Below are 25,513 nucleotides of genomic sequence, written 5' to 3' on the forward strand. Positions count from 1 at the left end.
ACCTGGATCAGCGGCGCATCTGACCCAAGTCAGCGACGCGCCCGAGGCTAAGCGGCTGCGGGCGAGGGCATCCAGGATCCGTGCAGCCCGGCGGGCACGCGGCGCGGCAGGCGCACCTGCGCGACCGGCCCGGCAGCCAGGTCGCGCGCGTCCAGCACGATGAACCGGCCGCCCGCGTCGTCTTCCGTGTGCACGAAGCTCAAAAGGTAGCCGTCCGCTTCACCCGCGCCGGCCGGATCGGCGGCAAACACCGGTTCGCACGCGGTCTGCCCTGCGGGCAGACAGTACACGGTCTTCGCACCCGTCTCGACGTCATAGCGTGCAAAGGCCTCGAAGGCGCCCGGCTGCGGCGTTTCGCCCGGCCGCGGGGCCCGCAGCCCGGCATAGCAGAACCGCGTGCGCCGGCCCAGCCACGCGTCGTTGACCCGGCCGAACTCGCAGGGCTGGTCGTCCAGCGTCTGGTCCTCCACGCGTCCGCTTGCCATGTCGATGCGCAGCCGGTGCATCTCAAGCCGCTTGCGCGACGCGGGACCGTAGCCATCGTGCCAGGGCAGCACCGCCTCGATCACGTTGCCGTCCACGCAGGCATTGGCAACGTGCCAATTGAAGAAGGGGTCGGCTTCGATCCACCGGATCTGCGCCGCGTCGGTGCAGTCGCGCGGCACCAGCAGCACCTGCGTGCCGCGCTGCGGCTCCCACCCGGGCGCCGCCGGTCCGCGGCTGAAGTCGAACACCAGCGGGCAGACGAACGCCACCACGTGGGTGGCGGTCAGGCCGATGTCATGAACCAGCGCCGGCCAGGGCGATGCAAACGCCACCTGGCGGTCCACCCGACCCGAGGCGTCCAGCCGCATGTATTCAAGCGTGCCCGCCATGAGGTCGTAATTGATCGCCAGCATCTCCCCGGTCAGCGGGTCGACCTTGGGATGCGCGGAGAACGCGCCGGTGAGCCTGCCCTGGAATGTGTTGGCACCCACCGTGCCCAGCGCGTCGTCCAGGTCGTACGGGCAGCCGCCTTCGTACAGCGCGTGGATGCGGCCGGCGTGCCGCAGCACGTTGGTATTGGCCAGGTTCGCGTAGGGGGGCGGACCGAACGTCGGGTTGTAGATGCGATGGCCGGCGTCCCGTTCTTCCTGCAGTTCGGCGGTCAGCACCCAGCGGTTGCGATAGCGCGCGCGGCCGCCGTCCAGGTAGAGCGCGTGGATCATTCCGGTGCCGTCAAAGGGATAGGAATACCCCGGGCCGGGCTCGAATTGCGGATTGGGCCCGTTGCGCATGAAGACGCCGGACAGGCCGGGGGGCAGGGCGCCTTCAACGGGCAGATCCGCGTCGTCGCGTTCGTCGAAGACTGGCGCGAACGCGCGGGACAGGGCGGGGTTGTCGCTGTGCCAGGGTTGCATGTGACCTCCAGGCCGAGGCCGCGCACCGGGCTGGATGACACCGCGAGGCCGGTGGCGGCAAAAGTCCGTTATATCCGCCCGGGCCGCCGGGAAAAAGCCGAGTTAACCATGATGGGAATTGCGCCGCGCCTGACGCTTGCGCAGCCGTTCCCGCACCATTTCGGCCCCGCTGACCATCGTGATTCCCGCCAGCACCATCACCGCGCCGATCACGAAGCCCGCATCCAGCGGTTCATCCAGGATCAGCACGCCGAAGCTGACGCCGAACAGCGGCGTCATGAACGACAGGATCGACAGGCGGGACGCCAGATACCGACGCAGCAGCCAGAACCAGGCCAGATAGCTGGTCAGCGCGACGACGACCGACTGGAACACGACGCTGAGCACGGCGGCCGGGGTATAGCGGATGCCATGATGGCCGGTGGCGGCTGCAAAGGCCAACAGGCCTATCGAGGCCACGGCCATCTGATAGAAAAGCGTCTTGGCCGGGGCGGCTTCGGACAACGACGTCTTGCGGATCGCCACCGTCGTCGCGCCCCATAGCAGGCCGGCCAGCAATCCCATCGCGTCGCCCAGCAGCATGTTGCGCGCGCCGTCGTGCGCCAACGGCTGGCCGCCCTTGACCAGGAACGCGACCGCGATGCCGCAGAAGGCCAGCGCCACGCCTGCCCATTGCAGCGGCTTCAGGCGTTCTTCGGGCAACAGCCAGTGCAGGCCCAGCGCCGCGAAAATGGGCGCCGTGTACAGGAACACCGACATGTGCGAGGCCGTGGTGTAGACCAGCCCTTGTGCGACGAAGAGGAACTCGCCGGCAAACAGCAGGCCCACGATCAGGCCGGGCAGGAACGTGCCGTCGGTGAATGCCCGCAGCCCCTCGCTGCGCCACACGACCGCGGCCAGCACCAGCGCCGCGAAGGTAGAACGCAGCCCGATCTGCATGATGGGCGCGATGTCGTCCGCGACCAGCTTGATGGCGATCTGCTGGAAGCCCCAGCACACGCACAGCGCCAGCATGGCGCCGGTGGCCAGCGTGTCCAGCGGCAGGCGCAGCGGCTTGGCGGCGGTGATGCTCACGGCAGTTCGGCGGGATAGCTGTCCAGCGCCAGGCCGATCTGCTGGCGCAGGTCCCATTCGGCCAGCGAGGCTTGCACCGGGCCATAAAAGGCGCCGTCGCGGGCGACGAACATGGCGGGCAGGTGGAAGACCTCGTAGCGCTCGACCAGGCCGCGGTTGTCGCCGGCGTCGATCCAGCAGATGCGCTCGACCGGCAGTTCCACGCCCGGAAGCTGCTCCCGCGCCACGCGGCAGGTGCCGCAGGTGCGGCTGTGAAAGACGATGAGGGACAGGCCGCGCGCGTCCAGCAGAAAGCGGTCGGCAGTGCTGTCGTTGAGTTCTATCTGTTCCATCGTGTGTCTCAAGCGCCGCGCAGCACGCGGTCCAGTTCCAGTACCGACTGGTACAGCACGCGCGTGCCGTCCAGCAGTTGCGCGGGTTCGATCCATTCTTCGGGGCAGTGGCTGCGGCCGTTCAGGCAGGGGATGAAGATCATGCCGATGGGGCCGGTGGGCGCCATGTACACGGCGTCGTGGCCGGCGCCGCTGGGCAGCCGCATCGACGCGTAGCCAAGCTGGTCGGCGGCCGCCTTGACCGCGTCCATGACCAGCGGCGAACAGTCCGTGGGCTGCGCGCGGCTGAGCTGCGTGAAGCCGGCCGTCAGGCGCAGCGCCTTCAGGTCGTCGGCCACGCCAGCCATCAGGGTTTCGGGAAAGGCGTCCAGCACGGCGTTGCTGTCGCTGCGCATTTCCAGCGTCATCTCGACCCGGCCCGGCACCGCGTTGGCCGCATTGGGCGTCATGGTCAGCCGGCCGACGGTGGCGACGACGTAATGCGGATTGCCGCTGGCCGCGCTGGCCTGCCGGTTGGCGGCGTCGATGATGCGGGCCGCGCCCACCAGCGCGTCGCGCCGGATGTCCATGGGCGTGGTGCCCGCGTGGTCAGGTTGGCCCTCGACCACGATCTGCACGCGGCGGATGCCGACGATGTTGGTGACCACGCCGATCGGCAGCTGGCGGCTTTCCAGCACGGGGCCTTGTTCGATGTGCAGTTCGACAAAGGCGGCGGTTTCGCCTGCGCGGCGCAGCGGGGCGTTGAGTGCGGACGGGTCGCCGCCGATGCGGGCAATGCCCTGCGCCAGCGTCTCGCCCTGCGGATTGCGCGCGTCCAGCATGTCGGCGCTGAGCTGGCCGCACAGCGCGCGGCTGCCGACGCACGAAATGCCGTAGTCGCTGGGTTCTTCGGACAGGAAGTCGATGACTTCGAAGGGGTGGTCGAGCGTGATGCCGTGTTCCTGCATCGTGTGCGCGACTTCGATGCCGGCCAGCACGCCGATGATGCCGTCGAAGCGGCCGCCGGCCATGACGGTGTCGCAGTGCGAGCCGGTGGAAATCGGTTTGCGCGAGGCATCGCGCCCCTTTCGCGTGCCGACCAGATTGCCGCCCGCGTCCAGGCGCGTGGTCAGGCCCGCGGCTTCGAACTCGCTACGCAGCCAGGCGCGCGCGTCATCGAATAGCGGCGAAAAAGCGCGGCGCGTCCAGGGGACGTCGGGCAGGGTGAATTTGGACAGGGTGTCGACGCGCGACCAGAGGCGTTCGGCGTTCAGCGGGGGAAAAGCGGGCGGTGTGGCTTGCGGCATAAGACTTCCAGAAGATCCGCCCTGGATTATGGCATCAATGGCGCGGCGTCCCTGGGCGCTGCTAAGGCGTGCTGCGCCAGGCCGGCTCGCGTTTTTCCAGGAAAGCCGTCACGCCCTCGCGCGCTTCCTCGGTGCTGCGGATCGCCGCAATGCGTTCGACCGAGTCGGCAATCAGGGCGGCGTCCAGCGGCCGGCCGGCAAAGTCGCGCACGAGCCGCTTGCTGGCCTGCACGGCGCCCGGTCCGTTCGCGCACAGCGTGCGGCAGAGCGCTTCGGCGGCCTCAAGCGACTGGGCCGCCGGGACCACCTCATGCACCAGCCCCAGCCGCAGCGCGGTGGCGGCGTCGAAGCGTTCGGCGGTCAGGAAATAGCGGTTGGACGCGCGTTCGCCCAGGGCGCGGATGACGTAGGGGCTGATGGTGGCGGGCAGCAGGCCCAGGCGGGTTTCGGACAGGCAGAAGTGCGCGCTGTCCGCCGCGACCGCGATGTCGCACGCGGCCACCAGCCCCATCCCGCCCGCGTAAGCGTCGCCGTTGACGCAGGCGACGATGGGTTTCGGGCAGGTCCAGACCGCGTGCAGCATGTCCGCCAGCCGCGTGGCGTCCTTGCGGTTGTCCGCATCGGTCAGCGTGCCCATTTTGCGCATCCAGTTCAGGTCGCCGCCGGCGCAAAATGCCTTGCCCGCGCCCGTCAGCAGCAGGACCCGCACCTGGGGATCATCGACCGCAGTCTGAATCGCGGCCGTCAGCGCGGCGATCAGCGTCTCGTCGAACGCGTTGCGCATGTCCGGCCGGTTCAGCGTCAGGCGGGCGAGGGGGCCTTCTATGGTCAGGTCCAGCGGTGCGGTCAGCGTCATGCGCGGTCTCCGGTGTTGTTGATGATGGCTCAACAGGTGTTCCGATCAATTTGGTTGATTCTATGGGCAAAAGCGCGGCGTTGCGATGCTTGTTTTCAGTGGATTGAGTTATCCTCAACAAAAAATTTTCGGAGACAGACATGAATCAGCCTGCGGGGAGTGGCACCGCCGATCAGCGTTACGCATCGGTATTCCGGCCAGGATTGTTTGACGGCAAGTCGATCATGGTGACCGGCGGCGGCAGCGGCTTGGGCCGTTGCACCGCGCATGAGCTGGCGGCACTGGGTGCGGGCCTGGCGCTGGTGGGTCGCAACCCGGACAAACTGCGCACGGCGGCCGAGGAAATCGTCCGCGTCTATCCCGAGGCCGCCGATCGGATCAGTCAGCACCCCTGCGACATCCGGGACGAAGCCGGCGTACGCGGCGCCGTCACCGACGCGCTGACCGCGCACGGCAGTATCGACGGCGTCTTCAATTGCGCAGGCGGCCAGTTTCCCGCGCCGCTGGACCGCATCAGCCTCAATGGCTGGAACGCCGTCGTGCAGAACAACCTGCACGGCACCTTTCTTGTGTCGCGCGAGGTCTATACGCAGCACATGCGCCAGCACGGCGGCGCCATCGTCAACATGCTGGCCGACATCTGGGGCGGCATGCCGGGCATGGGACACTCGGGCGCGGCGCGCGCGGGGGTGTGGAACCTGACAGAGACCGCCGCCTGCGAATGGGCGTATGCCGGCGTGCGGGTGAACGCCGTGGCGCCGGGCTGGATTGCATCCAGCGGCATGGACAGCTACGACGAGCACTACCGCGGCGTGCTGCGCGAGCTGAAAACCAAGGTGCCGCTACAGCGCTTTGGCACCGAGGCCGAACTGGCCGCGGCCGTCGTCTTCCTGCTGTCTCCCGCGGCCGCGTTTATCAATGGCACCGTGATCCGGGTGGACGGCGGCGTGCCGAACGCGCGCCATTCGTGGAACCTGCAGCCGGCCGAGCGCGGCGAGACCTACAACGGCTTTCCTCAGTACGTGCCGCCGTCGCTGTTTTCGGAAGACTGAAGCCGATGCAGCGCGTTCTGGACTTCGCCCCGGAATTGCGCCAGCGCCAGGGCGTCCTGGCGCGGCGGCTGCAGGGCCTGCCACAGAAAACCGACCAGCTGGTCGGCCGTGGCGGCCACATCGACATTGACCTCCGCACCGCGCCGCATCGCGTCCCACAGCACGTGCTCCATCGGCCCGTACACCGCCGAACGCAGCAGCCGCAGCGGCATGTCCTGGCGGATGTCGCCGTCGGCCTGGCCTTGCGCCAGGATGCGCATCAGCGGCGCGGTGTAGCGGCGCTGCAGGTCGGCGTAGATGTCGCCGAAGTCGTCGTTGCGCGCGCGGCCTTCGGAAAGTATGAAGGCGCACAGGCCCGGACCTTCGGCCAACAGATGGCGCAGATGCGTGTGGACCAGGTAATGCAGTTGGGCACGCGCGCCGTGGATGTGCGGCAGGTGGTCCTCCACCCGCGCGATGATCTCGTCGTACCAGTCGCTGATGACGCGCACGCAGAGTTCGCGCTTGCCGCCAAAGTAGGTGAAGACGGTGGCTTCCGAGACGCCCAGCCGCTGCGCGATTTCGGTGGTGGTGGCCGCGTGAAAGCCCGCTTCGGAGAACACCTGGCGCGCGACCCGCAGGATGTCGCGGATGCGTTGTTCGGACTTGGCGCTGGCCGGCGGGCGGCGCATCGGGACGGCTGGGCTTTTTTCCATGCAGGCTACAGGCGAAAAAGGGGCGGGCGGCCTGTCTGGCCGTTCGCGCGAGGGCCTATTATTGAGCGTCGGTCAACTTCGTGGCAAGGCGGGGGTCAATCCGCCGCCGCGGCGGGCCTCTCATGGCAACAACCATAACGATCAAGAGACAACCATGCTGCACAGAGCAGATTCCTACGCGCAAGTCGTGTCCGCCTTCCAGTGGCAGGTGCCCGCGGCCTACAACATCGGCGTCGACGTGTGCGACAAATGGGCCGACGGCAGCGGCCGGCTGGCCCTGATCTATGAAAAGAGCGACGGGGCGCAAACGCGCTATACGTTCGATCAGATCAAGGCGCAGTCCAACCAGTTCGCCAACAGCCTGGCGCGCTACGGCATCCGGCGCGGCGACCGCATCGCCATCTACCTGCCGCAGGCGCCCGAAACCGCCATCGCCCACGTCGCCGCCTACAAGATGGGCGCGGTGGCGGTGCCGCTGTTCACGCTGTTTGGCGTGGACGCCATCCAGTTCCGGCTGGCCAACAGCGGGGCGTCGGCCCTCGTTACGGACGCGGAAGGCTGCCGCAAGCTGCTGGAAATCCGCGACAGCCTGCCTGATCTGAAAGTGATCTATTGCATCGATGGCGACGCCGGGGCTGCGGGGGGCACGGTAGGCGCGCTGCCGTTCCACCAAAGCCTGGCGCTCGAATCCGACGCCTTCGACCCGGTCGCGACCGCCGCCGACGACCCGGCCGTCATCATTTACACGTCCGGCACCACCGGCAAGCCCAAGGGCGCGCTGCATGCGCACCGCGTGCTGCTCGGCCATCTGCCGGGCGTGGAGATGTCGCACGAGTTCTTTCCCGAGAACGCCGTGCTGATGTGGACGCCCGCTGACTGGGCCTGGATCGGCGGGCTGCTGGACGTGCTGCTGCCGTCGTGGCACCACGGTGTGCCGGTGCTGGCGCGGCGGTTCGAAAAATTCGATGGCGCTTCGGCGCTGGAACTGATGGCGCGCCACGGCGTGACGCACACCTTCCTGCCGCCGACCGCGCTGAAGATGATGCGCGGCTGCGACTGGCCGGACCACGCCGGGCCGCGCGCGCTGCGCTCGGTGGCCAGCGGCGGCGAATCGCTTGGGGCCGAACTCATCGACTGGGGCCGCCGCGTGCTGGGCGTGACCATCAACGAGTTCTACGGCCAGACCGAATGCAACATGATCGTGTCCTCGTGCTCGTCGCTGTTCGACCCCTGCATCGGCGCCATCGGCCGCGCCGCGCCCGGGCATCGGGTCGCTATTGTGGATGACAGGGGAGCCGAAGTGGCCGATGGACAGGAGGGCAACATCGGCGTACTGCGCCCGGATCCCGTCATGTTCCTGGGGTACTGGAAAAACCCGGAGGCAACGGCGGAAAAATTTGCCGGCGATTACCTCCTGACCGGCGACATCGGCGTGCGCGATCCGGAAGGCTTCATCCGCTTCGTGGGCCGCAACGACGACGTCATCACCAGCGCCGGCTACCGGATCGGCCCGGGACCCATCGAAGACTGCCTCATCGGTCACCCCGCGGTGCGCATGGCGGCGGTGGTGGGCATGCCGGATGCTGAGCGTACGGAAATCGTGGTGGCGTTCGTGGTGCTGAACGAGGGTGTGGTGGGCGACGAAGCGCTGGTCAAGGCGCTGCAGGCGCATGTCCGCACCCGGCTGGCCGCGCACGAATATCCGCGCGCGATCCGCTTTGTAACCAGTTTGCCCACGACCGCGACCGGCAAGATCATCCGCAGGGAGTTGCGTGCCGGATACCCCGCATAAGCGGACTCACCCGGTGACAATCTCGCCCATGTGGATGGGTTGACTGGCTGCCCGGCGCTGCAAGTATGATTGCGCAAACTGGATACGGCCCCTCTCAATTGGGGCCGTATCACCTTTAGCCAAAGTATGGAGATAGCCCCAATGAATAAGCCTTTGGACGGGGGATTGGCAGCCTTGAACGTGCCCGCGTACGTCAAGCATCGCGGACTGATCGACTGGGTCGCCAGTTTCGTCGCGCTGGCCAAGCCTGATCGCGTGGTGTGGTGCGATGGCTCGCAGGAAGAGTACGATCGCCTGTGCGAGCAGATGGTCCAGGCCGGCACCATGCGCCGGCTCAACCCCGCCAAGCGCCCCAATTCCTATCTCGCGTGGTCCGATCCGTCCGACGTGGCCCGGGTTGAAGACCGCACCTTCATCTGTTCCGACCGCGCCGAAGACGCCGGCCCCACCAACAACTGGGCCGATCCCGCTGAAATGCGCGACACGCTCAACGGTCTGTTCGACGGCGCTATGCGCGGCCGCACGCTGTACGTGGTGCCGTTCTCGATGGGCCCGCTGGGTTCGGACATCGCCCACATCGGCGTCGAACTGTCCGACAGCCCGTACGTGGCCGTGAACATGCGCATCATGACGCGCATGGGCAAGCAGGTCTATGACGTGCTGGGCACCGACGGCGACTTCGTGCCGTGCCTGCACTCGGTCGGCAAGCCGCTGGCCGAAGGCGAAGCCGACGTGGCCTGGCCCTGCAACCCCACCAAGTACATCGTCCACTTCCCCAAGACCCGCGAAATCTGGAGCTACGGCTCGGGCTACGGCGGCAACGCGCTGCTGGGCAAGAAGTGCTTCGCGCTGCGCATCGCGTCCACCATGGGCCGCGACCAGGGCTGGCTGGCCGAACACATGCTGATCCTGGGCGTCACCTCGCCCAAGGGCCGCAAGTATCACGTCGCCGCCGCCTTCCCGTCGGCATGCGGTAAGACCAACTTTGCCATGCTGATCCCGCCGCAAGGCATGGACGGCTGGAAGGTCACCACCATCGGCGACGACATCGCCTGGATCAAACCCGGCCCCGACGGCCGCCTGCACGCCATCAACCCCGAAGCCGGCTATTTCGGCGTGGCCCCGGGCACCAGCGAGCAGACCAACTTCAACGCCATGGCCACGCTCAAGGCCAACGTCATCTTCACCAACGTCGCGCTGACCGACGACGGCGACGTCTGGTGGGAAGGCATGACCAGCACGCCGCCGGCGCATCTGGTGGACTGGCAGGGCAAGGACTGGACGCCTGAGATTGCGCGCGAAACCGGCCGCAAGGCCGCGCACCCGAACGCGCGCTTCACCGCGCCGGCCGCGCAGTGCCCGTCCATCGATCCCGAATGGGAAAATCCCAAGGGCGTGGTCATCGACGCCTTCATCTTCGGCGGCCGCCGCTCCACCACCGTGCCGCTCGTCACCGAAGCGCGCAACTGGGTCGAAGGCGTCTACATGGCCGCCACGATGGGCTCGGAAACCACCGCCGCGGCCGCTGGCCAGCAAGGCGTGGTGCGCCGCGACCCGTTCGCGATGCTGCCGTTCTGCGGCTACAACATGAGCGACTACTTCGGCCACTGGCTCAAGCTGGGCAAGCGGCTCGAAGCCGCCGGCGCGACCCTGCCGCGCATCTACTGCGTGAACTGGTTCCGCAAGGGTCCGGACGGCAAGTTTGTCTGGCCCGGCTTTGGCGACAACATGCGCGTGCTGCGCTGGATGCTGGGCCGCATCGACGGCCAGTCCAAGGGCGTGGATCAGGTGTTTGGCGTGTCCCCCAGCTACCAGGACATCGACTGGACCGGCCTGGAATTCAGCCCGGACAAGTTCGAGCAGGTCATGTCGGTCGACGAAAACGCCTGGCGCGAGGAACTGGCGCTGCACCATGAGCTCTTCGGTCAGCTGTCGCAAGGCCTGCCCGACGAACTGCGCACCACCAAGACCGAGATCGAGGGCCGTCTGGCGGCTTGATGCTGCTGGGGTCTACCGGTTGATCGAACCCGCCTGCATTGACGCAGGCGGGTTTTTTATCGCCGCCGGCTTGAGTGCGCAGGCGCGTCCGGCGTTCAGGTTGTTCAGGCCGGGGCTTACACCGTCTTGCTCGCCGCGATGCCGTCCAGCGCCTTGGCCACGTCGTCCGGCAACTGCAGCGACGCCGCGGCCAGGTTTTCCTTCAGATGTTTCTGCGAAGACGTGCCGGGTATCAACAGGATGTTCGGCGAGCGGCGCAGCAGCCAAGCCAGCGCGGTCTGCATCGGCGTCGCGCCGATCCGCGCAGCCGCGTCGTTCAGGATGGACGACTGCAACGGGCTGAACCCGCCCAGCGGAAAGAACGGTACGTAGGCGATCCCTTCGCGGGCCAGGTCGTCGATCAGGGCATCGTCGGCCCGGTGGGCGACGTTGTACTGGTTCTGCACGCAGACGATGTCGCAGATGCCGCGGCCCTCTTTCACCTGCGTGGCCGTCACGTTGCTCAACCCGATGTGGCGGATCAGCCCTTGCTGCTGCAGGCCGGCCAGCACGGACAGCGGCGCTTCGATGGACCCTTCCGCCGGGCCATGGACGTCGAACATGGCGCGCAGGTTGACCACGTCCAGCACGTCGCGGCCCAGGTTGCGCAGGTTGTCGTGCACCGCACGGGTCAACTGCTCGGCAGAGAACGCGGGATTCCACGAGGCATCGTCGCCGCGCACCGCGCCTACCTTCGTCACGATCACCAGATCATCGGAATAGGGGGCGAGCGCTTCCCGGATCAATTGGTTGGTGATGTGCGGACCATAGAAATCGCTGGTGTCGATGTGGTTCACGCCGGCGGCAACGGCGTCGCGAAGCACGGCAAGCGCGGCGTCGCGGTCCTTCGGCGGACCAAATACGCCCGGGCCGGCGAGCTGCATGGCGCCATAGCCAAGCCGATAGACCTGGCGTGCGCCGAGGGAGTAGGTGCCGCTGTCTGCGAGTCGGGTCATGTTGGGGTTCCTTGTTGCGGTGAAGGAGTGGGGATGGGCAAACGATAGAGCTTTCGCCACTGGCTGATAAGCCAATACAATCCGCACGGCTTGTACGGGAAAATGCACAATGGCGACTGACCTTGACCACCTCCATGCCTTCGTCGCCGTCGCGCGCGCCCGAGGATTCCGCGAAGCGGCCCGGACGGCAGGCACCAGCGCGTCACGCCTGAGCGACACCGTGCGCCGCCTGGAGGCGCAGCTTGGCGTGCGGCTTTTCAACCGAACGACGCGCTCCGTGGCGCTGACCCAGGCCGGCCAGGAACTGCTGGCCCGGCTGGCGCCCGCGCTGACCGAGGTCGAGGCGGCGCTGGACGCCGTCAACGGGTTCCGCGACAAGCCGGCGGGCACCTTGCGGCTTAACGTGCCGCTAAGCGCGGCCAAGCTGGTGCTGCCGTCCATCGTCCCCGACTTTCTGGTGGCCTATCCCGATATCCGACTGGAGGTCGTTGCCGAGGAAAGCTTTGTCGACGTGCTGGCTGCCGGCTGCGACGCAGGCATCCGCTACGACGACCGGCTGGAGCAGGACATGATCGCCGTGCCCATCGGCCCGCGCGTGCAGCGCTTTGCAGCCGGCGCCTCGCCCGACTACCTGAACCGGCGCGGGCGGCCCGCGCATCCCGAAGACCTGATGCGGCACGCCTGCCTGCGCGGCCGCTTTCCCAGCGGGGCGATGCCGGCATGGGATTTCGAGCGGGGCGGAGAGACCGTGCGTATCGATGCGTCCGGACCGTTGGTCGTGCAGATTGGCGGCGCGGTCGATCTCGCTGTAGACGTCGCTATCGCGGGGGCGGGCGTCATGTATCTGTTCGAAGACTGGCTGCGGCCGCACTTTGAAAGCGGGGCGCTGGAGCCCGTGCTGCAGCCGTGGTGGCCGCAGTTTTCGGGTCCGTTTCTGTATTATTCGGGACGCCGCCTGGTGCCGTCGCCGCTGAAGGCGCTGATCGACTTCATCAAGGCGCGGCCGTGTCCTTGAGCGGCGCGCACCGCCTCGCCGCCTCGCGCCGTTTGATGCACAATCGCCTGATGCACCTGGATCCCGAAGACCTCGCCAAGATCACGTCCCTGACGCTCGCCCATTACGAAGAGAACGCCGATTCCTTCCAGGCCGGCACGCGGGACCACGACGTCAGCCAGAACATCGCCGCCTTGCTGCGGCACATCGACGGTGAACCGCCGTTCGACATCCTCGATCTGGGTTGCGGGCCGGGGCGCGACCTGAAGACTTTCCTCGCGATGGGACACCGGCCCGTGGGCCTGGACGGCACGCCGCGTTTCGTGGAAATGGCGCGCGCGGCAAGCGGGTGCGAGGTCTGGGAGCAGGATTTCCTTCGGCTCCAACTGCCCGCGGCGCGCTTTGACGGCATCTTCGCCAACGCCGTGCTGTTTCACGTGCCGGGGCAGGAACTGCCGCGCGTGCTCAAGGAACTGTGGGCAACGCTGCGGCCGCGCGGCGTGTTGTTCAGTTCCAATCCCCGGGGCGGCAACCAGGAAGGCTGGAATCGCGGGCGCTACGGGGCGTACCACGATCTTGAAGGCTGGCGTGCGCTGATGGAAGGCGCCGGATTCGACGAGCTTGAGCACTACTACCGGCCCGAGGGACTGCCGCGCGAGCAGCAGCCGTGGCTGGCTAGTGTGTGGCGCCGGCGGGATTAGCGGGGCGGAACTGAGAGGCGTCGATGAGCGGCGATCCCGTGGCGAGGCAATCGGGGGCAGACGGCAGAGCGGCCGCCTCCTCGCGTCGCGTCATTCAGGTGGCCGGTTCAAAACTCGCTCGTAGTGACTCAGGTCAGCGTCCGAAAAGCAGCAGAAGATGACCTCTTGAATTGACGAATCCCTCGACAGGCTTACACGAACGGTATCGACCGCGACCTGCGCCGCCAAATCAATGGGATAGCCATAGATGCCGGTGCTGATGCTGGGAAACGCAATCGAAGCCACGCCTTTTTCCTCCGCCAGCGCAATGCAGCGTTGATAGCAGCTTGCCAAGAGTGCCGGCTCCCCGTTATTCCCACCGCGCCAAACCGGGCCCACCGTGTGAATGATGAAGCGCGCGGGCAGCCGATATCCGCCGGTCACCTTCGCATCGCCTGTCTTGCATCCGCCCAGCAGCCGGCACTCATGCACCAGATCAGGTCCCGCGGCACGATGAATCGCGCCATCCACGCCGCCACCGCCCAGCAATGAGGAGTTAGCGGCATTGACGATCGCGTCCACTTGAAGCTTGGTGATGTCCGAGCGGATGGTTCGCAGGGTGGTGGTCATCTGAATTCTCCTCGTGACGGGAATGCAGCGGCATTATCCCGGCGTTATTCAACTGGTCAACCGCCGGCACTTCTGCCGCACCGACGTGTCGGACGGCCACTTTATCGCCAATTCCGAGCGTGTCTGACGGCTGCTTTACTGCTAATTCCGAGTGCGTTTGATGGCTACTTTATCGCCATTTCCAGGCGCTCGGCCGAACTCCTGGGATTAATACCCGCCGACTACAATGAGCGCCGCCCACGCAGGTCGCTGGGTGTCCATCGCTGACCACCGCCCAGTGGCGCCGGCGCAGGAAATCCGCTTTCCCTCTCGACGTCCCTCTCATGGTTGCCTCCACCCTTGTTGGCATGCTGTGCGCACACCTGCTGTGCTTTTCCGGCATGTTCCTGCTTATCAGCCGTCGCCTGCCTGGAACAGGATGGGGATGGACGTCTTTGCCGTGGGCAACCTGCTGCTCGCGGCGGCCTACATCCTGCAACTGGTCGAAGGCGGCCCCGCATGGAGCGTGATGAGCGTCGTCAATCACTGCCCGACGCTGGCCGCGCCAATCGCGTACCTGCTAGGCGCCATGCGATTCTTCGGGCATCAGGTGCGCCTGTGGTTGCCGCTGGCGGTGTTTTGCCTGGTGTATGGGTTATTGCAGTGGCTGGTGCAATGGCAATTCGGATCGGAAGCGCGCTACGCCATGCTGGCGGCGGCAGCGACGCTTCTCTTCTTCGCCATGACCGTCACGGTGCTCTGCGGCACGCGCACGTTCGCCAAAGACTTGCGGGCAGAAATGATCTTCTTCGCCTGCCTGATCGGCGGAATCTGTGTGCTGAACGCGTTGAAGTTCCTGAAGATCACGGAGGACGGCCTGGACGCGCTGCATATGGACAGCCGGTTCCAGATGATTTTCTACATCTACATGTCGACGCTTGCCACCATCGTGCCGCCTTCCATTGTCTGGCTGGTGTTGCGCCGGCTGACCGATAGTCTGCGCAATATGGCGGCGCGGGATCCGATGACGGATTTGCTGAATCGCCGGGGGCTGACGGAAGCGCTAACTCAATACTTCAACCGCCGGAACGCGGCGCCGGCGTATTTGCTGGTCTTGGACGTCGATCATTTCAACCGGATCAACGACAGCCGTGGTCATCAGGCGGGCGATGAGGTGATCTGCCACGTGGCGGGGCTGATTCGTGCTGGTGTGCGCCGTGGCGATTTGACCGGCCGGGTCGGAGGAGAGGAGTTTGTCGCTGTGCTGCTTGAATCGGGAGTGGCAGACGTCATGGTCCTGGCGGAGCGGCTGCGCGCCAGTATTGAGAACCAGCCGATCCACGTCACCGGCGGGGACGAGCCGCTGCGCTGCACGGTCACGATTGGCGTTTCGTCGCAGTTTTATGGCGCGGATGGGTTGGAAGAGGCGCTTCGGGAGGCGGATGTGGCGCTTTATCGAGGAAAGGCTGGGGGGCGGAATCGGGTGGAGCTGGGCGCTGATGATGGCGAAAGCGTGATAGCCAGGATCGCGTAAGCTGAGGCGAGGTTGTGAAGGCTGAAACGGCGGCTTTCGGCCAAAATCAGTCGTTCAATTTCGTGGCAAACTTTGCGATCAAATCGCTTGCCTAGGAAACATCGACCTTGCCGAACGCCCTCCGATATCTATTGCCGCCGGCCTTGCGTCGGACAGTGTCGGCGCTGGTCTTTCTGGCCACCGCCGGGTGCGGGACAAGTTACGGCGATACAACGGCCAAGGCACCGCTACGCAAGCTGAAGCCCGCTCCGACGCAGGCCTATGAGATACGGCTCACACTTGCCAATGCGTCCGATCTCTCAAGTGCAGCCGACGGCAAATCGCCGTTTACGGTGGTCGAAGGTACCGCGCAATTTGACGCCAGCAACGGCGCGCGCTGTGGGAAATCCAACGCTGTGTCGGGCCACGTGCCGACTTTGACCAGCCACGAACCATTCCGCCTTTCCCGTATATCCGCCACCGAGTACGCGGGCACTGTGTACGCCGACATGCTGCTCAATGAAGACTATTACGGGCGGGGGGTATGCCATTGGGCATTGACCGAGGCCCGCGTCGCCTTGCGAGCACGGGCGGACATTGCCGATACGCGATTTGTAGCCGGGCTGCCTGCGAAAGAAGTGCTCGCGGGCGGCACGAAGGTGCGCTATTTCTGGAAAGGGTATTACCCGCGATTCGAGGACGGGCAACATGCTGAGTATGGAAGGGACCAGTTGGATGCCGTTCCGGCGGATAAGCTCAGCGAGTTCTTCACCGTGACGCTGACGGCTAGGAAGATCGCCGGCGACGTTCAACGCAAGTGAATACAGGAAGCTTTTCATCTTGTCGTCACGACCAGGGGGGTGCACCTCTGGACAGATGAACATGCTGATGGACGATCGGAACAAAACCTACTTTTCCCGTCATTAACGGAATCCTGGGGATTTTCTAAGCGGACTAGGAGCACTGGCAAAACTGAGCGACTTCGGCATTCTCCGCGCGATGCTCAGCCAGCCGGTACAAGCCTTCTCGAACCGCCATAAAGCGCCATCTTCCCAACCCAGCAACCCAGCATCAGCAGCGCTGCATACACCACGAGCACCACCACCGCCACCACGTTGGAATCCGCGGCGCGTATCAACTGGTCCCATGTCATTGCCCGAATCGCCAGCAAGCCCAGGCCGACCCCCAGCACTTGCGCCAGCCAGAAGGCCAGCGTGCCGAGGGCGACCGCACGCCCTTGACGTGCTGCGCCGATCGGGCGTGGCAGGATTTTCAGGCATACATACGTGCACAGCGCCAGAAGCAGGGCGGGCAGGAACAGGAAGCCCAGCGCGTATTGCAGCCAGCCGACGGTGAGCGATTGCGCGTTCAGGTAGGTGCCCATGGCAATGCATACACTCAATTGCCAGCCCAAGATCATCGACCCAGCGCTCCACGCCGCATGGCGCTGTTCATACGTGGGACCACCGGCTTGATCTGCAGGCCGCGTGGTCCGCGTGGCGATGCGCACTGCGAGGTACGCGCCCACCACTTCCAAGGCGACGGCCAAGGCACTGAGCAACAGGCTCATTGTCAGAAATTTGTTGGCGGCGCTGGCGTGCTGCACGGCATACAGCACCAGCACGCTTTGCAGATAAATCATCAGGGCCGACACGGCCAGCGAGAACACCAACGTCAAGATGATGGCGATGCCGAAAAGTTTGCCCGGCGCGTCTACTCCATGCGTGTCGTGCTGCCGCAGCCAACGATGCGTGGTGCTCCATATCGTCAAGCCAACAAAAATGGACGAAGCCGCGATGTTGGCCAGGAACGGCACGAGGTATTGCGGCAGGATGAACGTTTCGCGCAGTTGCGCGGATTCGGGAAGTCCGACCAGTGTGTAGCCTTGCACCAACGCGGCGTAGGCGACGCGCACGAAGACGACTGTCAGTGCCAGGCGCCAAGCGAGAGAGTAGGGAGAGCGGGCGGTTGCGGTCATCATCGTTGTGTGGAAGTGTCGAGAGATAACAGCGGCGGAAAATAATTAGGGATCGAACATATCACGGGCCTGCAGGGCGACATGCGAGGACGATGGCGTGTATTGCGTTGCTAACTATTACTGGGAATTGCTAAGGGAAAACCCATAGGTTTGTGAACGATTCATCCAGCATTTCGCTGTGCTGCAAGTCGCGCCGGGCCGGCCAATTCGGCAGCACGATCGGCCAACCGTAAATTGCCTGACACGAAATTTCACGTTATCCACTTTCTATTACGGGTTTGCCGCGCTCGGCAATATGCGCGCGTGAATGGCGGTGATACAAAGCGAGCCACGATGCGCATGCCGGTGGGCCCGCCGCCGAGCGCGTGAATTTCCCCTCGCTGAATACGGAGTCTTGAACGTGCAATTCCACGCTAAGAGCATGAGCCAGTTAGCGCTCGGTATCGGTTCGGCGCTAGTCTGCGCAGCGATGCCGGTTTCGGCCGGGGCGGCTGAAGCCAGCGCCAGTTTGAAATGGTCCACGGATCCCAGCACGCAATGCCGCTTCGTTGCGCCGGAATCTCTGGGCGATGGACCCAAGTACTGGACGGGTTTTTGCTCCAGCGTCACTGGCGTGGCAACCGGCGTCGGCACAATTGTGGCTCGCACGGCAAATCAGGCTGGCCCCGCCTTTTATGGCGAGTTGCGCGCTGGCGTCCCGATTATCGGCGTTGTCAGTGACGGGGCCGGCTACCGCGCAGGCCTGTTTGACGGCAAGGAGATCGGCACCTCCAAGGAAGCTGAGCGAGTGGATATCGACGACAGCTTCAAGGTCGCCGAGCGTGCCGCGAAGCAGGTCAGCGCGTATTATGCGCAGCAAAAGAACACGGCATCCGCGAAGCATTATCAAGGCGTCGCCAAACAGTTTGCGAGCCAGTTGGAACGGGATTGAGTGAACGCCATGAACAGACCCACCAAAACTTTCAAGCTTGCACCGGCTGAACTCAAACCCCTGGCTACCGGCAAGGGCGGATGTATTGCCACCGACAGGATCACGGTGCAAGGCAGGCCAGTGGGCTACATGGTGCGTGAGGAACCGATGTTCCCCGAAGACAGCGGCTGGGCTTTTCAGGCCGGGGACGAGACGCAGGCTTACATGGATGATCCGTCGAATCACGGCGTTTTCGACGTGAACACCATCGCAAACCTCTCCCCCGACATCATCCCGCTCCTCGATACGCCACCGCCTGCGGCGTTTGCCCGGACGGCGGCGGGTGAACTGGTGCAGGTGCCGTATGAGGCGCCTTTGGAATAGGCGGGTCCTCGCCGCGCCAGTCGGCATCGTGATCGTCAGATCTGCAACGCCCCAAACGCGACCGCGCCCGCATGCCGTTAACTGGCATGCGGGCGCGGGTCACTGGCGGCGCGCTAGCCTCAATGCATCTGCCCGTACTTCCCGGCATTGAAGTCCTGGATCGCCTGCACGATTTCCGCTTGCGAGTTCATCACGAAGGGCCCGTAGCCAACGACCGGCTCATCGATCGGCTCACCGCTCAGGATCAGGAACACGGCGTCGTTATTCGCTTCGACCGTGATGTCCTCTCCCTCTTGCGAGAACAGCGCCAACTGCGCGTCCCGCGCGACAGCTTCGCCGTTGACCAGGACCGTACCGCGCAGCATGACGAGCATGCTGTTGCGGCCCGCCGGAATCGGGAAGGTCGCCGTCTTACCCGCCGCCAGCTTCACATCCCAGACATCCATCGGCGTGAAAGTCCGCGCTGGACCCGTCTGGCCACCGTAGCCGCCCGCGATCACGCGCAGCGAACCCGCGTCATCCGGCAACGCCACGACCGGGATGTCCGCATTGAGAATGCCCTGATAACCGGCCGGCGCCTTCTTGTCCTTGGCGGGCAGGTTGACCCAGAGCTGCACCATCTCCAGTTTTCCGCCCGTACGGGTGAAGGCGTGGGAATGGAATTCCTCGTGCAGAATGCCGGACGCCGCCGTCATCCACTGGACGTCGCCGGGGCCGATGACGCCGCCGTTGCCGGTGGAGTCGCGGTGTTCGACTTCGCCGCTGTAGACGATGGTCACGGTTTCGAAGCCGCGATGCGGGTGCTGGCCGACGCCGCGGGGCTGGCTGGCCGGGCCGAATTCGGCGGGGCCGGCGTAGTCCAGCAGCAGGAACGGGCTGGTGTCGCGGCCCTTGTCGTTGTACGAGAACATGGAGCGCACCGGAAATCCGTCGCCCACCCAGTGGGGACGGGGGCTGGCGTGCACGCCGAGGATCTTCTTCATGGTGAGGTTTCCTGTTGCGCGGCCCCTTCGGGGCCGTTCGTCATAGGCAAGAAGATAAGGGCGGAACGCGGATATCGGTAGTGCCCGTGGCTGATAAGCACTGTTCCATGCGGCGAACGATCAACTCGGGGCGGGAGGGCACGCCCGCGCCGGGCGGGTATCCTTCCGGGCATGGACAAGATCAGGGACGAAACCGCGGCGGCGCGGTGCGAGACGGTGGTGACGGGATTTGCCCCGGTCGTGGGGGAGGGTGCGCGCGTGCTGGTGCTGGGCTCCATGCCCGGCGTGGCCTCGCTGCGGCAGGTGCAGTACTACGCACATCCGCGCAACGCGTTCTGGCCCCTGGCAGCGCGGATCTTCGGGTTTGATCCGGGCCTGGCCTACGACGAGCGCTTGCGTGCGTTGCAGGCTAACGGCGTGGCGCTGTGGGATGTGTTGCAGGCCTGCGAACGGCCGGGCAGTCTGGATGCCGACATCCGGGGCGATACGCTGGTGCCGAACGATTTTCAGGGATTCCTGAACCTTCATCCGTCCATCGGGCGCATCTGCTTCAACGGTGCGAAGGCCGCGGCAATGTTCCGGCGGCATGTGCTGCCGACGTTGCAGGCGCCCGGGCTCGACATTTACGAGCTGCCCTCGACGAGTCCCGCCCACGCGGCGGCCAGTTTCGACCAGAAACTGACGGCGTGGGCGCCCGCTTTGAAGTTTTCGACGCGCTGAAACTGCAGCCCGTGGGCAGATTGCATGGCATCTGTTCCCCACCACCCCTCACGCCAAACGCGATTGCGCCGTTCCACCGCCGCCTTGACTCCGTCCCCCAATTGACAGATATCAAGGCTCTATATAACTACAGGTGATAAGTTAATTTCCGTAACACTTAAACGTTTCGGAGTTTAACGATGCACACCCCCCACAGCCCCCCGGAAACGCCGCTCCCGGGCAAACGCGGTTTCCTGAAAGGGCTCCTAGGCCTGGGCGCCGCCGCCACGGTCATTCCCATCCACGCCGACGCCGCGCCGGGTCTCAATGGCCAGCCGCCGCGCCGGCCCGGCATGGCCGGCAAGCGCTACGGCATGGTCGTCGACATGCGCAAATGCATCGGCTGCCAGTCCTGTACTGTGAGCTGTTCGCTGGAGAACGTGCCGCCCATCGGACAGTTCCGCACCACCGTCCTGCAGTACGAGGTAACCCCCGACACCGGCGGTCCCTGTTCGATGGTGATGCTGCCGCGCTTGTGCAACCACTGCGACAAGCCGCCCTGTGTGCCGGTCTGTCCGGTGCAGGCCACATTCCAGCGCGAGGACGGCATCGTGCTGGTCGATAACGCGCGCTGCGTGGGTTGCGGCTATTGCGTGCAGGCCTGTCCCTATGACGCCCGCTTCATCAATCACGAGACCCAGACTGCGGACAAATGCACGTTCTGCGAGCACCGGCTGGAAGCCGGACTGCTGCCGGCCTGCGTGGAAAGCTGCGTTGGCGGCGCGCGCGTGATCGGCGACATGAACGATCCGGACAGCGCGATATCCCGGCTGCTGGCCGAACACAAGGCCGACCTCAAGGTGCTCAAGCCCGAGATGAAGACCGATCCCCACGTCTTTTACATCGGCCTGCCCGATGCGTTCGTGCATCAGGTCGACGGCCAGGCCGGCGTGCGCCTGGCGGGCGGTCACTGACACGGAAGGGGAGACTCTCATGCGAATTTCTGAATTGCTCACGCCGGTATACGACGCTGCCTGGTTGCCCTGGGCCGTGCAGTATTTCTTTCTGATTGGCATCAGCGCGACCACCGCGCTGACCGCCGCCTTTGCGACGTTCGGGCGGGCGGATTCCGCCCCGCGCCGCTTGCTGCCGGCGGCGGTGACGGTGCTGCTGGTCAGCGCCATCGCCGCGCCGGTGTCGTTGCTGGCCGACCTGCATCAGCCCGGCCGTTTCTGGCACTTCTATGCGCACATCACGCCGTGGTCGTGGATGTGGCTGGGGGCGTTGCTGCTGCCGGTCTTCGTGACGCTGGCGCTGCTGTTCTGCGCGGCGTGGTGGTGGGGGCGGATCGGGTGGCTGCGGGTGGTGGCGGCGGCCCTGGCGCTGTCGGCGCTGTCCATCCTGGTCTACACCGGGGCCGAGGTAATGGTGCTGCGTTCGCGGCCGTTGTGGCACACCGTGTTCCTGCCGGTGAACTTTGCGCTGACCGCCTGGCTGGGCGCGTTGGGTGCAATGTTCCTGGTGGGCCGCTGGCTGCCCGGCGGATTGCGCGCGTTGCCGGTGGAGATGTTGCGCCGGCTGAGCGTGACCGCCGTCGTGATGATGGCGCTGGGCGCGGGGGCGTGGGTGCTGCTGGGCCTGCTGGGACTGGATCCGTCCTTCGAGGCGGCGCTGCGGCTGTTCGCAGGCTTTCCGATCTGGCGCCTGAGCCTGGCGGGCGCCGTGATCACGGCCTTCTGCATCGTCGGGCTGTTGCAACGGCCGGCGCGCACGCTGGCGGCGCCGCTGCCGTCGGCCGCGTTGGCGCTGACGATGCTGGGCGCGGCGTGGATCTTCCGCTGGGTGGTTTTCATGAGCGTGCAGGGGGTGCCCAAGTACGGCGCAGGACTCTACCTGTACGAGATGCCGTGGGGCAGCGACGGGCTGCTCGGCATGGTGGGCGTGCTGGGGCTGTGCGTGGCGCTGATCACCGCCGTCACCTGGGCCCTGGACATCTTCCCCGCGCGCGCACGCGCCGCGGCCGCCTGAGCGCGCCAAGACGATAAGCACATGGATAAGAAAGCAATGGACAAGCAACACGAAGATGACAAGCGCCGCGACGCTGACGATGGCCCGGACCAGCCGCGCGACGAGGCACGGCGCAAGCTGATGATGCGCGGCGGCATGGTGGCCGGCGGTATGGCAGCGTTTGCGGCGGGCTATGGCGACACGGTCGTCAAGGCGGTGAAGGGCCTGGCGCAGGGCACCGCGGGCGTGCCGACGACGCACGCCGTGCGCGGCAATTCGCTGACGCCGGAGTTTCGCATCGATCCGCTGACCGGTGCGCTGAGCGCCCAGCCGGACCAGATCGTCAGCCCGTCGAGCTGCCTGGGCTGCTGGACGCAATGCGGTGTGCGGCTGCGCGTGGACACGGCCGAGAACCGCATCCTGCGCGTGGCCGGCAACCCGTACCACCCGCTGGCCACGACGCGGCCCGCCGCGATGGACACGCCCGTGCGCGATGTCTATGCGCAACTGGGCGGCGATAGCGGGCTGGAAGGGCGCGCCACGTCGTGTGCGCGCGGTTCGGCCATGCTGGAGCAGATGGACAGCCCGTACCGGGTATTGCAGCCGATGAAGCGCGCCGGCAAGCGCGGCGACGGCAAATGGCAGACGATCAGCTTCGAGCAACTGGTGCAGGAAGTCTGTGAAGGCGGCGACCTGTTCGGCGAAGGCCACGTGGACGGCCTGCGCGCGATCTTCGACCGCGAGACGCCGCTGGACCCGGACAATCCGGAGTACGGCGCGAAGGTCAACCAGTTCCTCTTTACCGACGCGTCCAACGAAGGGCGCACGCCGCTGATCCAGCGCTTTGCCGGGCAGTCGTTTGGCACGGTCAACTTCAGCAATCACGGCTCGTACTGCGGCCAGAGCTTCCGGGTGGGCGCGGGCGCGGCGCTGGGCGACCTGAAAGGCATGCCGCATGGCAAGCCGGATTGGGACAACGCGCGCTTCGGGCTGTTCATCGGTGCGGCGCCGGCGCAGGCCGGCAATCCGTTTCAGCGCCAGGCCCGCCAATTGGCCGAGGCGCGGGTGCGGCCCGGGGAAGCCGCGTTCACCTACGTGGTGGTGTCGCCCGTGCTGCCGGCCTCGTCCAGCCTGTCGGCGGGATCGGGCAATGAATGGGTGCCGGTCAATCCGGCCAGCGACCTTGCGCTGGCGATGGGCCTGATCCGCTGGATTCTGGACAACGAACGTTTCGACGCGCGCATGCTGTCGCAACCCGGTCCGAACGCCATGAAGGCGGCGGGCGAGGCGGCGTGGACCAACGCGACGCATCTGGTGGTGGCCGAACCGGACCATCCTCGCCTGGGCGCGTTTCTGCGTGGCGCCGACATGGGCTGGGCGCGCCCGGCCGATGCGGACGAGAAATGGGAGGACGTGTATGTCGTGCGTCTGGCCGACGGCACGCTGGCGCCGCACACGACGGCGTCAGCGGCGGAACTGTTTGTGGACGACACCGTCGCCGCGCCCGGCATGGCAGGTAGCCCGGACGCGCTGCGGGTGCGGACCTCGCTGTCCCTGCTGCGCGAGGAGTCGCGCCGCAAGACCTTGGACGAGTACGCCGCCCTTTGCGGGGTGCCGGCGGCCAAGATCGCGTCGCTGGCCGAACGCTTCACCAGCCACGGCAAGCGCGCCGTGGCCGATGCGCACGGCGGCACGATGAGCGGGTCGGGCTTCTACACTGCCTACGCCATCGCCATGCTGAACACGCTGGTAGGCAACCTGAACGTCGAGGGCGGACTGGTGCTGGATGCCGGGCCATTTCCGCCTTACGGCATGGGGCCGCGCTACAACATCGCCGGCTTTGCCAACAAGGCCTCGCCCAAAGGCGTGTCGCTGTCGCGAAACCGCTTTCCGTACGAGAAGTCCAGCGAGTTCAAGCGCAAGAAGGCCGCGGGCCAGCCGGCGTATCCGGCGGCGGCGCCCTGGTATCCGGCTACCGGCGGACTCAGTTCGGAGATGCTGGCGTCGGCGCTGGCAGGCTATCCGTATCGCGCCAAGGTCTGGTTCAACCACATGAGCAACCCGGTGTACGGTATTGCCGGGTTCCGCCACGTGGCGCTGGAAAAACTGAAGGATCCGCGCATCCTGCCGCTGGCGGTGTCGATCAACCCGTTCATCAACGAGACCAACGCGCTGGCCGACTACATCGTGCCGGACACCGTCACGTACGAAAGCTGGGGCGTGTCCGCGCCGTGGGCCGACGTGGTGGCCAAGGCCTCGACCGTGCGCTGGCCTGCGGTGCAGCCGCGCGTGTCGCGTACCGCCACGAACGAGCCGGTGTGCCTGGAGACCTTCCTGATCGCGTGCGCCAAGCGCCTGGGCATGCCGGGGTTTGGCGAGGGCGCCATCTCGGACAAGGACGGCGGCAAGTACGCGCTGGACACGGCCGAGGATTTCTTCCTGCGCGGCATGGCCAACATCGCGTTTGCGGCGGGACGTCCGGTGCCGGAGGCCAGCGACGACGACATGGCGCTGACCGGCGTCGACCGCTACCGCGACCTGTTGCAGACCAAGCTCAAGCCGGGCGAATGGCGGCAGGTTGCGATGCTGATGAGCCGGGGCGGGCGCTTCGATCGGATGGACGACGCGTGGACGCAAGCCGGCGAACAGCCGCGCCGCACGCGCGTGGCCTACGCCAAGCCGCTGCACGTCTGGAGCGAGGAATTGGCGGGGTTCCGCCACGCGATGACGGGCGAGCGCTACAGCGGCTGTCCCACCTGGTATCCGACGCGCCTGGCAGACGGGCGCGATATGCGGGATGAATACCCGCGCGAGGACTGGCCCTTCCTGCTGAGCTCGTTCAAGTCCAACCTGATGAGCTCGCTGTCGATCGGCGTGAACCGTCTGCGGCAGGTGCATCCGCACAACCCCGTGTCGATCAGCCGGCAGGACGGCGAACGGCTGGGCATCCGCAACGGCGATACGGTCCGCATCGTGACGCCGGGCGGGTCGGTGACGGGGCTGGCCCTGCTGCGCGATGGGGTTCAGCCGGGGGCGGTGGGCATCGAGCATGGTTACGGGCATACCGAGCTGGGCGCGCGCGCGCATGTCGTCGACGGCAAGCCGATGCCGCACGATCCGGCGCTGGCGGCCGGGGTCAATCTGAACGATCTGGGCTTTGGGGACGCGACGCGCGGCCAGCACGCCAATGTCTGGATCGATTGGGTATCGGGCGCGGCGGTGCGGCAGGGTTTGCCGGCGCGGATCGAGCGGGTTTGAACGGGTGTGAGCCGAAAG

23 protein-coding genes are annotated in these 25,513 nt (G+C 66.0%); 13 read left to right on the top strand and 10 right to left on the bottom strand.

Annotated elements, in window-relative coordinates; translation table 11 throughout:
* Window positions 1-47 precede the first annotated feature (47 nt).
* From B2W22_RS27520 to B2W22_RS27540, 5 genes are all read right to left on the bottom strand, one after another.
* Window positions 48-1,400 (bottom strand): carotenoid oxygenase family protein, encoded by a 1,353-nt coding sequence (locus tag B2W22_RS27520; protein ID WP_286940346.1) that lies wholly within the window; start codon window positions 1,398-1,400, stop codon window positions 48-50.
* Window positions 1,401-1,502: 102 nt separating this feature from the next.
* Window positions 1,503-2,468 carry a DMT family transporter gene (locus tag B2W22_RS27525; RefSeq protein WP_286940393.1) on the bottom strand — a complete coding sequence of 322 codons (966 nt, stop codon included), beginning with the start codon at window positions 2,466-2,468 and terminating at the stop codon, window positions 1,503-1,505.
* A gap of 2 nt (window positions 2,469-2,470) precedes the next feature.
* Complete coding sequence (locus tag B2W22_RS27530) at window positions 2,471-2,806, bottom strand: thioredoxin family protein (RefSeq protein ID WP_175124098.1); 336 nt, start codon at window positions 2,804-2,806, stop codon at window positions 2,471-2,473.
* Between the two features lie 8 nt (window positions 2,807-2,814).
* Complete coding sequence (locus tag B2W22_RS27535) at window positions 2,815-4,092, bottom strand: Zn-dependent hydrolase (protein WP_175138482.1); 1,278 nt, start codon at window positions 4,090-4,092, stop codon at window positions 2,815-2,817.
* Window positions 4,093-4,153: 61 nt separating this feature from the next.
* The gene (locus tag B2W22_RS27540; protein ID WP_286940348.1) at window positions 4,154-4,948 is read right to left on the bottom strand and encodes an enoyl-CoA hydratase/isomerase family protein; all 795 of its coding nucleotides are present in this window, start codon (window positions 4,946-4,948) and stop codon (window positions 4,154-4,156) included.
* A gap of 140 nt (window positions 4,949-5,088) precedes the next feature.
* Between B2W22_RS27540 and B2W22_RS27545 the strand changes: the two genes are divergently transcribed.
* Entirely contained in the window at window positions 5,089-6,000 is a 912-nt protein-coding gene (locus tag B2W22_RS27545) for an SDR family oxidoreductase (protein WP_175138480.1), read from the top strand.
* Here B2W22_RS27545 and B2W22_RS27550 read toward each other — a convergent pair.
* Window positions 5,964-6,695, bottom strand: coding sequence for a TetR/AcrR family transcriptional regulator (locus B2W22_RS27550; RefSeq protein WP_175124102.1), 732 nt, complete (start codon window positions 6,693-6,695; stop codon window positions 5,964-5,966). The genes B2W22_RS27545 and B2W22_RS27550 overlap by 37 nt on opposite strands.
* 154 nt (window positions 6,696-6,849) lie before the next feature.
* On the opposite strand from B2W22_RS27550, the gene B2W22_RS27555 reads away from it, so the two are divergent.
* Window positions 6,850-8,487, top strand: a complete 1,638-nt coding sequence (locus B2W22_RS27555) for an acyl-CoA synthetase (protein ID WP_175124103.1) — start codon at window positions 6,850-6,852, stop codon at window positions 8,485-8,487.
* A 141-nt stretch (window positions 8,488-8,628) separates the two neighbouring features.
* Complete coding sequence (locus B2W22_RS27560) at window positions 8,629-10,485, top strand: phosphoenolpyruvate carboxykinase (GTP) (RefSeq protein ID WP_286940351.1); 1,857 nt, start codon at window positions 8,629-8,631, stop codon at window positions 10,483-10,485.
* A 116-nt stretch (window positions 10,486-10,601) separates the two neighbouring features.
* On the opposite strand, the gene B2W22_RS27565 is transcribed toward B2W22_RS27560, so the two are convergent.
* On the bottom strand, window positions 10,602-11,480 hold the full coding sequence (locus tag B2W22_RS27565) for an aldo/keto reductase family oxidoreductase (RefSeq protein WP_286940353.1): 879 nt from the start codon (window positions 11,478-11,480) through the stop codon (window positions 10,602-10,604).
* Between the two features lie 109 nt (window positions 11,481-11,589).
* Between B2W22_RS27565 and B2W22_RS27570 the strand changes: the two genes are divergently transcribed.
* Both B2W22_RS27570 and B2W22_RS27575 read left to right on the top strand, forming a co-directional pair.
* Complete coding sequence (locus B2W22_RS27570; RefSeq protein ID WP_286940356.1) at window positions 11,590-12,495, top strand: LysR family transcriptional regulator; 906 nt, start codon at window positions 11,590-11,592, stop codon at window positions 12,493-12,495.
* Between the two features lie 50 nt (window positions 12,496-12,545).
* A complete protein-coding gene (locus B2W22_RS27575; protein ID WP_286940394.1) occupies window positions 12,546-13,175 on the top strand; it encodes a class I SAM-dependent DNA methyltransferase in 630 nt (209 codons plus the stop codon).
* 90 nt (window positions 13,176-13,265) lie between these two features.
* On the opposite strand, the gene B2W22_RS27580 is transcribed toward B2W22_RS27575, so the two are convergent.
* Window positions 13,266-13,784, bottom strand: coding sequence for an O-acetyl-ADP-ribose deacetylase (locus tag B2W22_RS27580; protein ID WP_286940359.1), 519 nt, complete (start codon window positions 13,782-13,784; stop codon window positions 13,266-13,268).
* Between the two features lie 424 nt (window positions 13,785-14,208).
* Between B2W22_RS27580 and B2W22_RS27585 the strand changes: the two genes are divergently transcribed.
* Both B2W22_RS27585 and B2W22_RS27590 read left to right on the top strand, forming a co-directional pair.
* The gene (locus B2W22_RS27585; RefSeq protein WP_349679478.1) at window positions 14,209-15,297 is read left to right on the top strand and encodes a GGDEF domain-containing protein; all 1,089 of its coding nucleotides are present in this window, start codon (window positions 14,209-14,211) and stop codon (window positions 15,295-15,297) included.
* Window positions 15,298-15,404: 107 nt separating this feature from the next.
* Window positions 15,405-16,097: a hypothetical protein gene (locus B2W22_RS27590; protein WP_286940361.1), complete on the top strand. Its 693-nt coding sequence runs from the start codon at window positions 15,405-15,407 to the stop codon at window positions 16,095-16,097.
* Between the two features lie 182 nt (window positions 16,098-16,279).
* Here B2W22_RS27590 and B2W22_RS27595 read toward each other — a convergent pair whose 3' ends face one another.
* Entirely contained in the window at window positions 16,280-17,257 is a 978-nt protein-coding gene (locus tag B2W22_RS27595) for a hypothetical protein (RefSeq protein ID WP_286940362.1), read from the bottom strand.
* 391 nt (window positions 17,258-17,648) lie between these two features.
* On the opposite strand from B2W22_RS27595, the gene B2W22_RS27600 reads away from it, so the two are divergent.
* Together B2W22_RS27600 and B2W22_RS27605 are read left to right on the top strand one after the other, a co-directional pair.
* On the top strand, window positions 17,649-18,185 hold the full coding sequence (locus B2W22_RS27600) for a hypothetical protein (RefSeq protein ID WP_191577310.1): 537 nt from the start codon (window positions 17,649-17,651) through the stop codon (window positions 18,183-18,185).
* A gap of 9 nt (window positions 18,186-18,194) precedes the next feature.
* Window positions 18,195-18,548: a DUF2185 domain-containing protein gene (locus tag B2W22_RS27605; RefSeq protein WP_175185093.1), complete on the top strand. Its 354-nt coding sequence runs from the start codon at window positions 18,195-18,197 to the stop codon at window positions 18,546-18,548.
* A gap of 119 nt (window positions 18,549-18,667) precedes the next feature.
* Here the strand turns inward: B2W22_RS27605 and B2W22_RS27610 are convergent, their stop codons facing one another.
* The gene (locus B2W22_RS27610) at window positions 18,668-19,531 is read right to left on the bottom strand and encodes a pirin family protein (protein ID WP_286940363.1); all 864 of its coding nucleotides are present in this window, start codon (window positions 19,529-19,531) and stop codon (window positions 18,668-18,670) included.
* Window positions 19,532-19,702: 171 nt separating this feature from the next.
* On the opposite strand from B2W22_RS27610, the gene B2W22_RS27615 reads away from it, so the two are divergent.
* The 4 genes from B2W22_RS27615 (at window position 19,703) to B2W22_RS27630 (ending at window position 25,495) form a co-directional block, all read left to right on the top strand.
* Window positions 19,703-20,251 carry a DNA-deoxyinosine glycosylase gene (locus tag B2W22_RS27615; RefSeq protein ID WP_286940365.1) on the top strand — a complete coding sequence of 183 codons (549 nt, stop codon included), beginning with the start codon at window positions 19,703-19,705 and terminating at the stop codon, window positions 20,249-20,251.
* 179 nt (window positions 20,252-20,430) lie between these two features.
* Window positions 20,431-21,204 (top strand): sulfate reduction electron transfer complex DsrMKJOP subunit DsrO, encoded by a 774-nt coding sequence (gene dsrO, locus B2W22_RS27620; RefSeq protein WP_286940366.1) that lies wholly within the window; start codon window positions 20,431-20,433, stop codon window positions 21,202-21,204.
* Window positions 21,205-21,223: 19 nt separating this feature from the next.
* Window positions 21,224-22,258, top strand: a complete 1,035-nt coding sequence (gene nrfD, locus B2W22_RS27625) for an NrfD/PsrC family molybdoenzyme membrane anchor subunit (protein WP_286940367.1) — start codon at window positions 21,224-21,226, stop codon at window positions 22,256-22,258.
* A gap of 36 nt (window positions 22,259-22,294) precedes the next feature.
* Window positions 22,295-25,495, top strand: coding sequence for a tetrathionate reductase subunit A (locus B2W22_RS27630; RefSeq protein ID WP_286940395.1), 3,201 nt, complete (start codon window positions 22,295-22,297; stop codon window positions 25,493-25,495).
* The last annotated feature ends 18 nt before the right edge of the window (window positions 25,496-25,513 follow it).

The sequence above is a fragment of the Achromobacter sp. UBA4530 genome (assembly GCF_002388205.1).
Taxonomy (GTDB): Bacteria; Pseudomonadota; Gammaproteobacteria; order Burkholderiales; family Burkholderiaceae_B; genus Achromobacter; species Achromobacter animicus.

Coding starts and splice junctions, on each gene's coding strand:
- B2W22_RS27520 (WP_286940346.1), bottom strand. CDS start 1,400: ATGCAACCCTGGCACAGCGACAACCCCGCCCTGTCCCGCGCGTTCGCG.
- B2W22_RS27530 (WP_175124098.1), bottom strand. CDS start 2,806: ATGGAACAGATAGAACTCAACGACAGCACTGCCGACCGCTTTCTGCTG.
- B2W22_RS27535 (WP_175138482.1), bottom strand. CDS start 4,092: ATGCCGCAAGCCACACCGCCCGCTTTTCCCCCGCTGAACGCCGAACGC.
- B2W22_RS27540 (WP_286940348.1), bottom strand. CDS start 4,948: ATGACGCTGACCGCACCGCTGGACCTGACCATAGAAGGCCCCCTCGCC.
- B2W22_RS27545 (WP_175138480.1), top strand. CDS start 5,089: ATGAATCAGCCTGCGGGGAGTGGCACCGCCGATCAGCGTTACGCATCG.
- B2W22_RS27550 (WP_175124102.1), bottom strand. CDS start 6,695: ATGGAAAAAAGCCCAGCCGTCCCGATGCGCCGCCCGCCGGCCAGCGCC.
- B2W22_RS27555 (WP_175124103.1), top strand. CDS start 6,850: ATGCTGCACAGAGCAGATTCCTACGCGCAAGTCGTGTCCGCCTTCCAG.
- B2W22_RS27560 (WP_286940351.1), top strand. CDS start 8,629: ATGAATAAGCCTTTGGACGGGGGATTGGCAGCCTTGAACGTGCCCGCG.
- B2W22_RS27565 (WP_286940353.1), bottom strand. CDS start 11,480: ATGACCCGACTCGCAGACAGCGGCACCTACTCCCTCGGCGCACGCCAG.
- B2W22_RS27570 (WP_286940356.1), top strand. CDS start 11,590: ATGGCGACTGACCTTGACCACCTCCATGCCTTCGTCGCCGTCGCGCGC.
- B2W22_RS27575 (WP_286940394.1), top strand. CDS start 12,546: ATGCACCTGGATCCCGAAGACCTCGCCAAGATCACGTCCCTGACGCTC.
- B2W22_RS27580 (WP_286940359.1), bottom strand. CDS start 13,784: ATGACCACCACCCTGCGAACCATCCGCTCGGACATCACCAAGCTTCAA.
- B2W22_RS27585 (WP_349679478.1), top strand. CDS start 14,209: ATGGACGTCTTTGCCGTGGGCAACCTGCTGCTCGCGGCGGCCTACATC.
- B2W22_RS27595 (WP_286940362.1), bottom strand. CDS start 17,257: ATGATGACCGCAACCGCCCGCTCTCCCTACTCTCTCGCTTGGCGCCTG.
- B2W22_RS27605 (WP_175185093.1), top strand. CDS start 18,195: ATGAACAGACCCACCAAAACTTTCAAGCTTGCACCGGCTGAACTCAAA.
- B2W22_RS27610 (WP_286940363.1), bottom strand. CDS start 19,531: ATGAAGAAGATCCTCGGCGTGCACGCCAGCCCCCGTCCCCACTGGGTG.
- B2W22_RS27615 (WP_286940365.1), top strand. CDS start 19,703: ATGGACAAGATCAGGGACGAAACCGCGGCGGCGCGGTGCGAGACGGTG.
- dsrO (WP_286940366.1), top strand. CDS start 20,431: ATGCACACCCCCCACAGCCCCCCGGAAACGCCGCTCCCGGGCAAACGC.
- nrfD (WP_286940367.1), top strand. CDS start 21,224: ATGCGAATTTCTGAATTGCTCACGCCGGTATACGACGCTGCCTGGTTG.
- B2W22_RS27630 (WP_286940395.1), top strand. CDS start 22,295: ATGGACAAGCAACACGAAGATGACAAGCGCCGCGACGCTGACGATGGC.